Below are 13199 nucleotides of genomic sequence, written 5' to 3' on the forward strand. Positions count from 1 at the left end.
ATTCATGAGACTCAATGATGTGAAGCCGCAAGCCGGCTCAAAAAAACGTGGTCGTCGTGTCGGACGTGGTGTCTCCGCCGGACAAGGCGCAAGCTGTGGAGCCGGGATGCGGGGACAAAAAGCCCGTTCTGGTGGCGGAACCAGACCCGGATTTGAGGGTGGTCAGCAGCCTTTATATCGCCGTTTACCCAAACTCAAGGGGTTCCCACTAGTCAACCGAAAACATTACACTACGATTAATGTCGAAAAATTAGCCACCCTCGCCCCCAACACCGAAGTCACCCTAGAGTCCTTACTCGCAGCAGGTATTCTAACTGATGCCAAGGGTGATCTTAAGGTTCTTGGAAATGGTGAGTTAAATGTGGCACTGCAAGTCAAAGCGGCGGCGTTTACCAACTCCGCCCGCACCAAAATTGAGGCAGCTGGCGGAAGTTGCGAAATCGTCAATTGATTTGGGTCAGATTTAGATCAAACTTAAATTAGTCCCGCTTCACATCGATTTCTCTTCTGGTGGAGATGATTCACTGGTGTATTTCGCCACAACCGCCGCGCCGAGTCCATTCACGAGGTAGCCCCTATGATTAGTCGAGATAGACCACCAACTGCTCAAGAAACCTTTATGCAGATGGCTCAAGCCGCCGGACTGCGCGGTCGGTTGCTTGTCACCGTCGGAATTTTATTGTTGATTCGTCTGGGGATTCACATCCCTGTACCAGGGATTAACCGGGAAGCCTTCGCTGATGCGATCGCCAATAACAATCAAATATTAAGCTTTTTGGATATTTTTTCCGGAGGTGGACTGTCAGCTTTAGGTGTATTCGCGTTGGGAATTTTGCCCTATATTAACGCTTCGATTATCATCCAATTGCTGACTGCGGCAATTCCGGCATTAGAAAACTTACAAAAAAACGAAGGGGAAGCGGGACGACGGAAGATTTCTCAGATTACGCGTTATGTGTCCTTGGGATGGGCAGTTCTGCAAAGTGTGTTTTTGGCTGCCTTTTGGTTGCGTCCCTTTGCCTTGAATTTTAGCCCCCTTTTCGTCGCCGAAACCGCGATCGCCTTGGTAGCGGGTTCCATGTTTGTCATGTGGGCTTCGGAATTAATTACCGAACGAGGTTTGGGAAATGGAGCCTCTTTGTTGATTTTTGTGAACATCGTTGCCACCTTACCCAAGGCATTAGGGGATACGGTAAATTTTGTCCAAAGCGGCAATCGGGAAGTAGTCGGTCGTGTGATTGTCCTGCTGCTGCTGTTCTTGCTGACAATTATCGGTATCGTTTTTGTGCAGGAAGGTATCCGTCGCATCCCCATTATTTCCGCTCGTCGTCAGGTTGGTCGCCGGATTTTAGCGGAACAACGTAGTTACCTACCCCTACGTCTCAATCAAGGTGGAGTGATGCCCATCATTTTTGCCACCGCGATTCTCAGCTTACCCCTGATTGTTGCCAACTTTATCAAAAACCCGGAGTTAGCTCAAGTCGTTAATACTTACCTCAGTCCTGGTGGTTCCCAGTCTTGGGTGTATACCCTGGTTAACTTTGTCTCGATCATCTTCTTTAGTTATTTTTATTCTTCCCTGATTGTTAACCCAGTTGATGTTGCCCAAAATTTGAAGAAAATGGGTTCTAGTATCCCCGGTATTCGTCCTGGTAAAGCCACTAGCGAATATATTGAGCGTGTTTTGAATCGCTTAACCTTCCTGGGTGCAATTTTCCTGGGCTTAATTGCAATTTTGCCAGCTGCTATTGAACGCGCACTCGGTGTTCCCACCTTCCGCGGTTTGGGTGCTACCTCCTTGCTAATTTTAGTTGGTGTGGCAATTGATACGGCAAAACAAATACAAACCTACGTTATTTCCCAGCGCTATGAAGGAATGGTGAAACAATAATTAATCACCAATGTGTTTTTGGGGTATACATTACCCGGAATAGGCTCACTGGATTGGGAAATCGCCCTTTTCCAGTGACATCCTTAACTGGAAAATAACCAGTAGGGGGTGGGGAATAGCATAGTGAGTATATCTCTATTTTTTCAATATCGGGATAAAGTCCAAGTCTCAGGTAAAATTTGAAAGTTAAGACTAGTTTAAGTTTGAGGTTTTATTTGCCCATAAAAACTAAAAATTGAAACTAAAACGATGAAATTCAAGTATCATCAGCCTTCTGGAGACTAGTTTCAAATCAACTAACAAAAGAGGGTTATGGTTCATTTCTACTCTCCACTCCCCCTGCATCAAGCAATTCTCCTACCCACCAGGTGCAGCCTTCTCTGTAGAGAATCCTAAGAGAATGTTATTCACAAGCAAACCGTGTTAATCACTCATTCCTGGTTTGGAAGTTGTAGATGCACAAGCAGTAGACAAGAGACTGTAGAGAGTAGCGATTACTAGGAAAAAACAACTTTCATCTCCAATACCAGTTCTGGTGTCAGCAGTGCATTTAGGCTACTCCCCAATCCCTATTCACGACTCACTCCATTTACAAGTCAGTCATCCACAATCCACAATTCAAAATCTAACAACGAATGACAGCAACGCGACTTATATTTTTAGGACCGCCAGGAGCGGGAAAAGGTACTCAAGCTAAACAATTAGCTCAAGTCATGAGTATACCTCATATTTCTACAGGTGACATCCTCCGCCAAGCTCTAAGCGAGCAAACACCTTTAGGTATTCAAGCTCAAAGCTATATGGATCAAGGTGAATTAGTACCTGACCAACTTGTCCAGGAAATGGTTGAGGAACGATTAGCACAAACTGATGCTAAAGGGGGTTGGTTGTTAGACGGTTTCCCTCGTACCGTTAAACAGGCCGAGTTTTTAGAACACCTGCTGCACACCAAGGGTGAAAACGAGGAAAAAGTGATTAATCTCGATGTACCTGATGATGTCGTCGTTGAGCGCTTAATTGCCAGAGGTCGCAAAGACGATACGGAAGAGGTGATTCGTCGTCGCCTACAGGTTTATCGCCAAGAGACTGCCCCCCTAATCGATTATTACAAACAAAAGGGTCAACTCTTGAGCGTCAATGGAAATCAATCCCCAGAAGTGGTGACAGAGGAACTACACCGATTGATTAATTCCTAGTTTTAGCAGCCTTTCCATCGGGGATAAATTTGCAAATACCCCCGATACCAACCTGTTGAATTGCTGAACTGACAATGCAAATTGCTTTTAAATAAGATATATTAATAAACTGTTGATATATTTGTCGAAATGTGTATAGTCTCAAACGGACTGGAACAATATGATGATTGATTAAAAAAGAAACACGCGATCGCTCCATCTCGAATTGATTTCGCTCATGGAATCAAGGGGTGAGGTGATATTTAGCCCCATAGTTTGATTTTAAAGAATTGGTATTACCTTTTCCATCATAATTTAACTCGAATACAGCGCCAGTAAAATCCGGAAATATTATTCAAGTTGAGGAAACAGCAAATTGTCTAAGCAAGACCTAATTGAAATGGAAGGTACGGTGACGGAATCATTGCCCAATGCAATGTTTCGTGTCGATCTAGATAATGGGTTTAACGTTTTGGCCCATATTTCTGGCAAAATTCGCCGTAATTACATCAAAATCCTACCTGGAGACCGCGTGAAAGTCGAACTAACCCCCTACGACTTAAGCAAAGGTCGCATTACCTACCGATTACGGAAAAAGTGATTTAATCAGGAGGATTCTAACACAAATTGATCAGTGATGAAAAATTTGTCTTCGCCACCTGGTTAAATCAACAGAAAATTTTCCTGGAAAATGCTATAATTCTACATTTGGAGTCATCAAAAAGCAATGAAAGTACGAGCTTCAGTCAAAAAAATATGTGACAAATGCACTGTAATCCGCCGTCGTGGTCGGGTGATGGTGATTTGTTCCAACCCCAAACACAAACAACGCCAAGGGTAGTCAGCGAGAAAGCGTCAGCAAAGTATCCCCACACCAGTAGATACTTGACGCTGCTGCCAGGAACGCAATTGAAACAGAAAAATACAAGTTAAGTTACAAGCAGGGAGATATTCATCGTGGCAAGGATTGCCGGAGTAGACCTTCCCCGGGACAAGCGGATAGAGATTGGTCTAACCTATATATTTGGAATTGGTTTATCGCGATCGCAAAAAATTCTGGCAGCAACGGGAGTAAATCCCGACACCCGCGTCAAGGATTTGAGCGATGCGGATGTAGCAGCTTTACGGGCAGAAGTAGAAACAAATTACCAGGTTGAAGGTGATTTGCGTCGCTGGGAAGCCATGAATATCAAGCGTTTGATTGATATTGGCACCTATCGTGGTCGTCGGCATCGGATGGGATTACCAGTACGTGGACAACGTACCCGCACCAATGCCCGGACTCGACGCGGTAGAAGACAAACCGTTGCCGGGAAGAAAAAAGCACCAGGGAAATAAACTGGATCCGGGAATTGTCACTAGCAAGTTAGCCCCCCATAGAGGTTGGACACAACTAAATCAGAAAACGACTGTAACCTCTGGGGAACAAGTCTCGCCTACCGCTAGAGAGTTTTTTTATTCTTCCCCTAACCACTACTTGCAAACGATTCCCCCATGTAGGCGCAGCCTTCTCTTGGAGAACGTTGGTACACAACAGTTCGGAGGTGGGGCGAAGCCTCAGTCGAGGAGTTGCAGCTTCAACTTCAGTCCTTTGCGATTAGGTAGCTGGCTGACTACTCACTACTCACTTTTTAGAGATTAATTTGATTACACCAATATGGCGCGACAAGGAACCAAAAAAAGCGGGAGCAAAAAGCAAAAACGGAATGTACCCAACGGAGTTGCTTATATCCAATCTACCTTCAACAATAGCATCGTCACAATTACCGATCAAAACGGAGATGTGATTTCCTGGGCTAGTGCTGGTTCAAGCGGATTCAAAGGGGCGAAAAAAGGTACTCCCTTTGCAGCGCAAACCGCCGCCGAAGCAGCAGCACGGCGAGCCATTGACCAAGGAATGCGGCAAATCGAAGTAATGGTCAGTGGTCCTGGTTCAGGACGGGAAACAGCAATTCGAGCATTACAAGGCGCAGGTCTGGAAATTACCCTGATTCGAGATATTACCCCAATCCCTCACAACGGGTGTCGTCCACCGAAACGTCGGCGAGTTTAGCCTGATTTACCCTGCCAATGGGGGAACTCATCACACATACTCCAAGCGATCAATCCCTATGCTCCTCAGAAATGAAGCCGTCGGGACAAAGCAGGGAGTTAGGATACGCAGGGGAAAGAGATTTTTGGTATCAGGCAAAGTTCCCTTGCTAAACTACTAGGGCCGTGTTTGTTCGTAGCACCTGAATTAAGGGAGGTAACTCCGTGGCGCAATTTCAAATTGAATGTTTAGAATCAGCTAGCGAAGAAAGTCGCAATCATTACAGTCGGTTTATCATCGAACCACTAGAGCGGGGACAGGGTACAACCGTTGGTAATGCATTAAGACGGGTTTTGTTGTCCAACCTGGAAGGGACGGCGGTGACTGCGGTGAGAATTCAAGGTGTGAGCCACGAATTTGCCACCGTTCCCGGCGTACGTGAAGACGTGTTAGAAATTTTGATGCGGATGAAAGAGGTAGTTCTCAAAAGTTACTCCAGTCAACCGCAAATAGGCCGATTACTCGTTCACGCTCAATCCCCTGGTTCTACAACCGTCACCACCGCCCATTTTGATTTACCGAGTGAAGTGGAAGTCATTGATCCGACCCAATATATTGCTAGTTTAGCCGAAGGGGCCAAACTGGAAATGGAATTTCGGATTGAACGGGGTAAGGGGTATCGGACGGTGGAAAGAAGCCGAGAAGAAGCAACTTCCATCGATTTTCTGCAAATTGACTCTGTATTTATGCCCGTGCGCAAGGTAAATTACAGCGTTGAGGAAACCCGTGGAGAAAACGGTATTCCCAAGGATCGATTATTGTTGGAAGTGTGGACAAACGGCAGTATTAGTCCCCAGGAAGCACTATCATCGGCGGCCGGGATTTTAGTTGATTTATTTAATCCTCTGAAAGACTTCACCTACGCCGAACAAGATACGGGTATAGTTGAAGACCTCGACCCAACTGCCCAAATTCCGATTGAAGAGTTGCAATTGTCGGTACGGGCTTACAACTGTCTGAAACGGGCCCAAGTGAATTCCGTTGCGGATCTATTGGATTATACCCAAGAAGACCTACTGGAAATCAAAAACTTTGGGCAAAAATCAGCCGAAGAGGTGGTAGAAGCTCTCCAAAGACGATTGGGAATTACCCTGCCAACGGAAAGAGCATCTAAACATGGTTAGTCACGCAAGGTCAGGGAGTAGGGAGTATTAAATCTGACTTAGGTGGAAGATGGACGTAGCAAATAGAGATTGGGAAGCTTTGCTGTATCAGCTTGGTAAAATCTAGAAGTGAAAATCCAACCTAGGGTAGGTAAAACCCGCTCTTTGCTTGCGACAACCTAGTTGAGATTAAGGGGTATATCCAAACAGAGTCGAAGATGCTGTTAAATTTTGTTGTTATTGTTTAATTGTTGAATTGTTATGCGTCATCGTTGCCGAGTGAAAAAACTGGGTAAACCAGCCGACCAGCGTCGTGCTTTATTGCGAGCGCTGACGACGGAATTAATCCGTCATGGGAAAATCACCACCACTTTAGTCCGTGCCAAAGCCGTGCGGTCAGAAGTTGATAAAATGATTACCCTCGCCAAAGATGGTTCATTGTCTGCCCGTCGGCAAGCAATGGGATACATCTATGATAAACAACTAGTTCACGCCCTATTTGAGCAAGCTCCTGCCCGTTATCAAGAGCGTAACGGTGGATATACCCGGATTATCAGGACCATTCCCCGTCGGGGAGACAACGCCGATATGGCAATTATTGAACTGGTTTAGGAAGCCAAGTCATAGGCGAAATGAGCGACCAAGAACCAAGTCCAGCCAAGCAACGAGTAGCCCTAGTGATACAGTACTTGGGTACTCATTTTCATGGTTGGCAGCGACAACCCCAGCATCGCAGCGTTCAAGCCGAAATTGAAACGGCGATCGCAACTGTTGTGGGTAAAAGGGTGACACTCCACGGCGCTGGTCGGACAGATAGTGGAGTTCATGCAGCCGCTCAAGTTGCCCATTTTGACGTGACAAGTAAAATTCCCCCGCACAAATGGGCAAAGGTACTCAATTCCCGACTACCAAAAGATATTAACATATTGGCATCCGCAGCCGTCGCCCCAACTTGGCACGCTCGTTTTAGTGCTAGTTATCGGCGTTATCGTTACACCTTGTATACGGGTGAACGACCGAACCTATTTATTGGTCCCTATGTGTGGCATTATTACCAGCCTCCCCTGGATGAGACCCTAATCCAAGCAGCCCTCCAACCGTTAGTGGGAAAGCACCACTTGAGCGCCTTTCGCCGTTCCAACTCCCTCCGTCCCCATTCCTGGGTGGAAGTCCAAGCCGTTAAATGCGATCGCAATGGAGATTTGCTCCAGATTGAAATTCAAGCCAACGGATTTTTGTATGGCATGGTGAGGTTATTGGTGGGAATGTTAGTTCAAGTAGGTTCTGGTACACTTTCCTTGGTCAAATTTACAGACCTCTGGAAACAGGAACAACGGGAGGAAATTCGCTATGCCGCTCCCCCCCAAGGGCTGTGTTTGCTGCGTGTCGGTTATCCCGATTTTCCCTTTCCCCCGGAAGTTTGGTTTGATACACAACCCCACTTCCACTTCCATTCTGAGATATTTGCCTGAGTATTTTCCTTGAATCTATGCTTTACACGGTCAAAAAGTGTGCTTTGGGTTGAGATGGTTAATACTTAAAGGTCAACCATCAACAAACTAAAAGGGAAAAATATCAGCCTGTAAAGAATATCCAATCCCTGGCAGTATATCTCACGAAGATGACAACAAAAATTATTTAGGAAGACTTAGAAACAAATGAACGGAGAAAAAACCTACTTACCTCCCCACGGTAATCAAGGAGACTGGTACGTCGTCGATGCCGCAGAACAGCGCCTCGGACGTTTAGCCAGTGAGATTGCCCGGGTATTGCGTGGCAAGAACAAGCCTGAGTATACTCCTAACATGGATACGGGAGATTTTGTCATAGTTGTAAATGCGGAAAAAGTTGTAGTAACTGGTAAAAAAAGCAGCCAGAAACTCTACCGTCGTCACTCCGGTCGTCCCGGCGGAATGAAAACAGAAACCTTTGAAAAACTGCAAGCCCGTCTACCCGAACGGATTATCGAAAAAGCAGTCAAAGGCATGTTACCAAAAAACAGTCTCGGTAAAAGCCTATTTACCAAGCTCAAAGTATACGCCGGACCAACCCATCCCCACACAGCCCAAAAGCCCAAAGAACTAAACATTCAGACAATTCCAGGAGAAAATAATTAATGCAAGCAACCGAAACTAATAGCGGACGGGCTATGTACTTTGGTACAGGTCGTCGTAAAGCCGCGATCGCTCGTGTGCGTCTAGTCCCCGGCAGTGGCCAATTGATTGTCAACGGGAAACCAGGAGATTTATACTTCCAATTTAATGCCAATTATCTTGGAGCCATTAAAGCGCCCTTGGAAACCCTGGGCATGGAGAATGATTACGATATTCTCGTCACCGCCGAAGGTGGTGGACTCACCGGACAATCCGACGCAGTTCGTTTAGGAGTTGCTCGCGCCCTTTGTCAACTTGATCCCAATAATCGTCCGCCTTTGAAAATCGAAGGGTACCTTACCCGTGACCCCCGCGCCAAAGAACGGAAGAAATACGGATTACACAAAGCTCGCAAAGCTCCCCAATACTCCAAACGATAGGCTAGAATCGGGAATAAGTAGACGTAAGACCACCCGGAATTCTCCATTGTGACAATGGTAACGGTGATGATACTTTACACGGTCAATAACTAAGCTCTTGGTTTTGATGGTTAATATCTGAAAAGACTTAAGGATTGCGACATCTCTACTGTCACCAGTTAACTGTCAACAAACCAAAAGAGAAATATATCAGCGTGCCAAGTATAACTCTTACCCATAAATTTTTTTCCCAAACTCAAGATATAATCAGTAGTACCAAGAAGTAAACCACATCAGGAAAATGGCAAAACCAGGAATTCATCCGGAGTGGTATCCAGAAGCAAAAGTCTATTGCAACGGACAAGTTGTGATGACCGTCGGCTCAACCAAACCCGAATTACATGTTGATGTCTGGTCTGGAAACCACCCCTTTTACACCGGAACCCAAAAAATTATTGACACCGAAGGTCGTGTAGAACGCTTTATGCGTAAATACGGCATGTTTGACACGCAATCCTCCGCCAAAGAAGACAAAAAGTAGCGGCTTGGCTGGTGAAAAATGACGACCCTGCATGTGCTGGGTCGATCGTTATATTTGACCGAGCCAATTTGTTATTTTTGTTATAGGAGTATTGCCCATCATGGCTGAACAGTATTTATTGGAGAAACTCAAATCCGTTGAGCAAACCTTTCACGAATTGACCCGTCGTCTAGCTGATCCCGATACAGCCAAAAACCAAGACGAATATCAGAAAATAGCCAAAGCTCGTTCTTCCCTGGAGGAAGTAGTCAGTACCTACGAGACATGGAAGCAAACCCAGGAAGAACTAGTTGGTGCGAGGGAAATTTTAAAAGAGGCAAGTGGCGACCCAGAGATGCAGGAGATGGCATCATCAGAAGTAAAGTCATTGGAAGCGAAGGTCGTCGAGTTGGAACAGCGTCTGAAGATATTACTGCTGCCTCGTGACCCCAACGATGATAAAAATATTATGCTGGAAATTCGCGCTGGAACGGGTGGTGATGAAGCCAGTATTTGGGCTGGGGATTTGTTGCGGATGTACTCCCGTTATGCTGACAGCCAAGGTTGGCGCGTAAAACTCGTAAGCGAATCATTAGCGGAAATGGGTGGCTTCAAGGAAGCGATTCTGGAAATTCAAGGCGATAACGTTTACAGCAAACTGAAATTTGAAGCTGGTGTGCATCGGGTGCAGCGAGTACCTGTCACGGAAGCAGGGGGAAGGGTACACACATCAACCGCAACGGTGGCAATTATGCCGGAAGTAGATGATGTGGAAGTAGAAATTGACCCGAAAGACATAGAAATGAAAACAGCTCGTTCCGGTGGTGCAGGTGGACAAAACGTCAACAAGGTGGAAACTGCCGTTGATTTGTTCCATAAACCAACTGGTATTCGCATTTTCTGTACTGAAGAGCGGAGTCAGTTACAGAACAAAGAGCGAGCAATGCAGATTTTGCGTGCAAAGTTGTATGAAATGAAACTTCAAGAGCAACAAGCCGCGATTACATCCGCCCGGAGATTGCAGGTTGGTACGGGTTCCCGCTCCGAGAAAATCCGGACATATAACTATAAAGATAACCGGGTGACTGACCACCGGATTAATCAGAATTTTTCCCTAGCACCGGTTTTAGAAGGAGATATTGAGGATATTATTCAATCCTGTATTTCCCAAGACCAACAAGACCAGTTAGCTGAACTTGCGGCTTCTGCAAATAAATAATTTGTCTTAAATTTAATTAATTAATTTAAGTGTAATTAGGATGGGTGAAAAAATCGTTGAGTCGAGGCGATATTTTCACCCTTTGCTGTGCTAAACAGTGAAAAATCAGGATGCGATCGCTTGGAGTTGGAATAGCTTCAAAAAGAATTCAGGCACTTGGAGGATGTGGAAATAAACCAAAGCTGCCACAGCTATGGTATAAATTGTTGAACCACCCAAGCTAATCCATAAATCTCGCTTCAAGTTGCGTTTATCTTCATTTACAAATATATCCGTAGCTCCAAACTGCATCATTAAGATACCAAGTAAGTTAGAGAGCCAATATCCAATGATGGCTCCAGGTAAAAACCAACTTGGGTTCAGCCAAGCTACTGCATAGGCAAATATTAAGGCTATGGGTAAATTAAAAAATAGGTCATTCCACCAAGAAAGTGGAGATAACATATAACCAATAGCCATTAAGGCTCCACCACGCAGTTTTTTGAATAGGTTGATCATTACTGTAAATAGGGTGAGGGAATTGGTAGAGACGCGACATGTCACGTCTGTACTTATTTACGTAAATAGGGTGAGTAGGGAGTAGGGAATATTTTACAATCCAAAATCCATAGACGCGTTGGCGAAAGCCATGCCTTTAGGCTAGCGGATCGACCGAAGGGTAATCCAAAATCCAAAATCCAATGACCTTAACCTTGGGGTTCCAAACGAATTAATTGGCCATTTTGCGCATCAGTTAAAACGTATAAAAAGCCATCAGGACTTTGACGGACATCGCGCACACGTTCACCGATGGGAATGGATTCCTGACTTAATATATTACCCTGATTGTCCACTTGAATCCGACGGATATCTTGGGAAACCAACCCACCTGCAAATAAATTTCCTTGCCATCCAGGAATGCGATCGCTATTATAAACAGTCAGACCAGAGGGAGCGATCGCAGTTTCCCAGACGATACGAGGATCAATCATTCCAGGACGCGATCGCTCGGTGCTAATTTCTGGACCAAAGTATTCCCGACTATGGGTGACAATTGGCCAACCGTAATTTTCTCCCCGTTTAATCAGGTTCAGTTCGTCACCCCCCCTAGCTCCGTGTTCCGTTGACCAAACCCGATTGGTCACTGGATCAAAGGTCAACCCTTGGATATTGCGGTGTCCATAACTCCAAATTGCTGGGTCTGCTTGAGGATTATTGACGAAGGGGTTATCTTGGGGGATGGAACCATCATCATTTATCCGAACTATTTTACCAAGATGACTGCGGAGATTTTGAGCTTGTTTACGAATTAATTCCCCAGCTAATTGGACAGGAGGATTGCCACCATCACCAATCGCAACTAACATGGTGTTATCGGGCAACCAGGTAATTCGGGAACCAAAGTGTTGTCCACCAGATTTAGCTTGGGATACTTCAAAAATTACTTTTACATCCTGAAGGGATTTCCCATCGAATGTTGCACGAGCTACACGGGTACAATTCGCGTTCTCCGTACCGTGGGCATAGGTGAGGTAGATAAAATTATTTTCCTCAAAACGTGGATGCAAAGCAATATCTAGTAAACCACCCTGACCAAGATTCAGAACTTCTGGGACTCCTGTAATCGGTGTCGGGTCAAGTTTACCGTCACGGACAATTCGTAACCTTCCCGAACGTTCGGTAATTAGTATTGTCCCATCCGGAAGCCAAACCATAGCCCACGGATTTTCTAAACCACTAGCTACGGTGGTTTTGGTGATATTTGTCGCTGTCGCTGTAGTGGTCGGGGATATTTCTGGGGAGATGGGATTAGATGCTTGGGTATTGCAGGCAGATATTACCAGGATTGCGAGACACAAGGTGAGGGGAAGGCTGGGACGAATTGCAGAGATGGATATGATATGCATTTGTATAGATTTTGGGGAAAGCTTTTAGTTAAGAACTGTTTCCATCTTAATTCGTCGATTGTTTCTGTTTTATCATTCGCAGGTTAGTAATTGACAGTAAAAAATTTCAACTGTCTGGGGGAAGAGTTCTTAGTTCCCACTTATTTTTCCAGGTTTATGTTCCAGAAAACACCATGCTCCCACGGAACTGTTACTGGAAGAGAAGTTGCGCTACACTTGTCTGCTGACATCTTGTACCAAGAAAAGTTGATGGATTATTAAGCAGTACAAATCTAAAGGTATTGACTTAGCAAAAAAAATGAACAATAGTACTGTAGCTTGATGAGATAGCTTTTTTTTCAGAGCTACAAGCCTTGTATATTAGTGGTTATGATAACTATAGTTTACCTGGATTTCTCACAAGTAAGTAATAAGCCTTGAGTAACGGATTGATTTTCCTTCTACTCCCTACTCCCTGTGAGTTTTAGGGTTTTGTGAGAAATGCGGATTTACATCAAGCTCCCCTGGTTGGTTGACAATAGAGTCAATAATTGACAAATACCAGATTTATTGGTTTTGTTATCTATAAGTTCAAAGATGTTGAGCAAAAGCTGCTTTCCAAACCTTTACTAGACAATACTTTCATTCCTTAAAGTTCATCTAATTACCATTTAACTCATGAACTCAAATTTCAAATTTTGATACATTTTCTTCCCCTGCTCCCAAAAGCTTCCCTTCGGTATCAACTTCCAAGTAAAACGGTATAACTCACCTACATTCAAGGTACGAAGTATAACCAATCCAAAATCCCAAATCCCAAAT

The 13199-nt window shown here is 44.9% G+C and carries 16 protein-coding genes; 14 read left to right on the plus strand and 2 right to left on the minus strand.

What is annotated here, in order from left to right:
* The first annotated feature begins 4 nt into the window (after positions 1–4).
* The 14 genes from rplO to prfA all read left to right on the plus strand — a co-directional run bounded on the left by rplO (position 5) and on the right by prfA (position 10512).
* The gene (gene rplO, locus CDC37_RS03020; RefSeq protein ID WP_096620428.1) at positions 5–451 is read left to right on the plus strand and encodes a 50S ribosomal protein L15; all 447 of its coding nucleotides are present in this window, start codon (positions 5–7) and stop codon (positions 449–451) included.
* A gap of 126 nt (positions 452–577) precedes the next feature.
* On the plus strand, positions 578–1891 hold the full coding sequence (gene secY / locus CDC37_RS03025; protein WP_096620429.1) for a preprotein translocase subunit SecY: 1314 nt from the start codon (positions 578–580) through the stop codon (positions 1889–1891).
* A 635-nt stretch (positions 1892–2526) separates the two neighbouring features.
* Positions 2527–3087: an adenylate kinase gene (locus tag CDC37_RS03030; RefSeq protein WP_096620430.1), complete on the plus strand. Its 561-nt coding sequence runs from the start codon at positions 2527–2529 to the stop codon at positions 3085–3087.
* Between the two features lie 355 nt (positions 3088–3442).
* A complete protein-coding gene (gene infA / locus CDC37_RS03040) occupies positions 3443–3667 on the plus strand; it encodes a translation initiation factor IF-1 (RefSeq protein ID WP_006196724.1) in 225 nt (74 codons plus the stop codon).
* A 126-nt stretch (positions 3668–3793) separates the two neighbouring features.
* The gene (gene rpmJ, locus CDC37_RS03045) at positions 3794–3907 is read left to right on the plus strand and encodes a 50S ribosomal protein L36 (protein ID WP_096620432.1); all 114 of its coding nucleotides are present in this window, start codon (positions 3794–3796) and stop codon (positions 3905–3907) included.
* A 116-nt stretch (positions 3908–4023) separates the two neighbouring features.
* Entirely contained in the window at positions 4024–4404 is a 381-nt protein-coding gene (rpsM, locus tag CDC37_RS03050; protein ID WP_096620433.1) for a 30S ribosomal protein S13, read from the plus strand.
* A gap of 319 nt (positions 4405–4723) precedes the next feature.
* Positions 4724–5119, plus strand: coding sequence for a 30S ribosomal protein S11 (rpsK, locus tag CDC37_RS03055; RefSeq protein WP_096620434.1), 396 nt, complete (start codon positions 4724–4726; stop codon positions 5117–5119).
* Positions 5120–5322: 203 nt separating this feature from the next.
* Positions 5323–6282 (plus strand): DNA-directed RNA polymerase subunit alpha, encoded by a 960-nt coding sequence (locus CDC37_RS03060; RefSeq protein ID WP_096620435.1) that lies wholly within the window; start codon positions 5323–5325, stop codon positions 6280–6282.
* 240 nt (positions 6283–6522) lie between these two features.
* Positions 6523–6873 (plus strand): 50S ribosomal protein L17, encoded by a 351-nt coding sequence (rplQ, locus tag CDC37_RS03065; protein WP_096620436.1) that lies wholly within the window; start codon positions 6523–6525, stop codon positions 6871–6873.
* A 20-nt stretch (positions 6874–6893) separates the two neighbouring features.
* Positions 6894–7733 carry a tRNA pseudouridine(38-40) synthase TruA gene (gene truA, locus CDC37_RS03070; protein ID WP_096620437.1) on the plus strand — a complete coding sequence of 280 codons (840 nt, stop codon included), beginning with the start codon at positions 6894–6896 and terminating at the stop codon, positions 7731–7733.
* Positions 7734–7919: 186 nt separating this feature from the next.
* Complete coding sequence (gene rplM, locus CDC37_RS03075; RefSeq protein WP_096620438.1) at positions 7920–8378, plus strand: 50S ribosomal protein L13; 459 nt, start codon at positions 7920–7922, stop codon at positions 8376–8378.
* Positions 8378–8794: a 30S ribosomal protein S9 gene (gene rpsI / locus CDC37_RS03080; RefSeq protein ID WP_096620439.1), complete on the plus strand. Its 417-nt coding sequence runs from the start codon at positions 8378–8380 to the stop codon at positions 8792–8794. Before rplM ends, rpsI begins: the two co-directional genes overlap by 1 nt.
* 280 nt (positions 8795–9074) lie before the next feature.
* Positions 9075–9314, plus strand: coding sequence for a 50S ribosomal protein L31 (rpmE, locus tag CDC37_RS03085; RefSeq protein WP_096620440.1), 240 nt, complete (start codon positions 9075–9077; stop codon positions 9312–9314).
* Positions 9315–9414: 100 nt separating this feature from the next.
* Positions 9415–10512, plus strand: coding sequence for a peptide chain release factor 1 (gene prfA, locus CDC37_RS03090; RefSeq protein ID WP_096620441.1), 1098 nt, complete (start codon positions 9415–9417; stop codon positions 10510–10512).
* Positions 10513–10617: 105 nt separating this feature from the next.
* Here the strand turns inward: prfA and CDC37_RS03095 are convergent, their stop codons facing one another.
* Complete coding sequence (locus CDC37_RS03095) at positions 10618–11055, minus strand: hypothetical protein (RefSeq protein ID WP_231943203.1); 438 nt, start codon at positions 11053–11055, stop codon at positions 10618–10620.
* A 143-nt stretch (positions 11056–11198) separates the two neighbouring features.
* A complete protein-coding gene (locus CDC37_RS03100; protein ID WP_096620443.1) occupies positions 11199–12398 on the minus strand; it encodes a PQQ-dependent sugar dehydrogenase in 1200 nt (399 codons plus the stop codon).
* Between the last annotated feature and the right edge of the window lie 801 nt (positions 12399–13199).

It is taken from the genome of Calothrix sp. NIES-3974 (genome assembly GCF_002368395.1).
Classification (GTDB): domain Bacteria; phylum Cyanobacteriota; class Cyanobacteriia; order Cyanobacteriales; family Nostocaceae; genus NIES-3974.

Excerpts from the sequence above, each read along its gene's own strand:
- rplO (WP_096620428.1), top strand. The coding sequence starts at position 5 with ATGAGACTCAATGATGTGAAGCCGCAAGCCGGCTCAAAAAAACGTGGT.
- CDC37_RS03030 (WP_096620430.1), top strand. The coding sequence starts at position 2,527 with ATGACAGCAACGCGACTTATATTTTTAGGACCGCCAGGAGCGGGAAAA.
- CDC37_RS03100 (WP_096620443.1), bottom strand. The coding sequence starts at position 12,398 with ATGCATATCATATCCATCTCTGCAATTCGTCCCAGCCTTCCCCTCACC.
- secY (WP_096620429.1), top strand. The coding sequence starts at position 578 with ATGATTAGTCGAGATAGACCACCAACTGCTCAAGAAACCTTTATGCAG.
- rpsK (WP_096620434.1), top strand. The coding sequence starts at position 4,724 with ATGGCGCGACAAGGAACCAAAAAAAGCGGGAGCAAAAAGCAAAAACGG.
- rpmJ (WP_096620432.1), top strand. The coding sequence starts at position 3,794 with ATGAAAGTACGAGCTTCAGTCAAAAAAATATGTGACAAATGCACTGTA.
- rplQ (WP_096620436.1), top strand. The coding sequence starts at position 6,523 with ATGCGTCATCGTTGCCGAGTGAAAAAACTGGGTAAACCAGCCGACCAG.
- rpsI (WP_096620439.1), top strand. The coding sequence starts at position 8,378 with ATGCAAGCAACCGAAACTAATAGCGGACGGGCTATGTACTTTGGTACA.
- rpmE (WP_096620440.1), top strand. The coding sequence starts at position 9,075 with ATGGCAAAACCAGGAATTCATCCGGAGTGGTATCCAGAAGCAAAAGTC.
- rplM (WP_096620438.1), top strand. The coding sequence starts at position 7,920 with ATGAACGGAGAAAAAACCTACTTACCTCCCCACGGTAATCAAGGAGAC.
- prfA (WP_096620441.1), top strand. The coding sequence starts at position 9,415 with ATGGCTGAACAGTATTTATTGGAGAAACTCAAATCCGTTGAGCAAACC.
- truA (WP_096620437.1), top strand. The coding sequence starts at position 6,894 with ATGAGCGACCAAGAACCAAGTCCAGCCAAGCAACGAGTAGCCCTAGTG.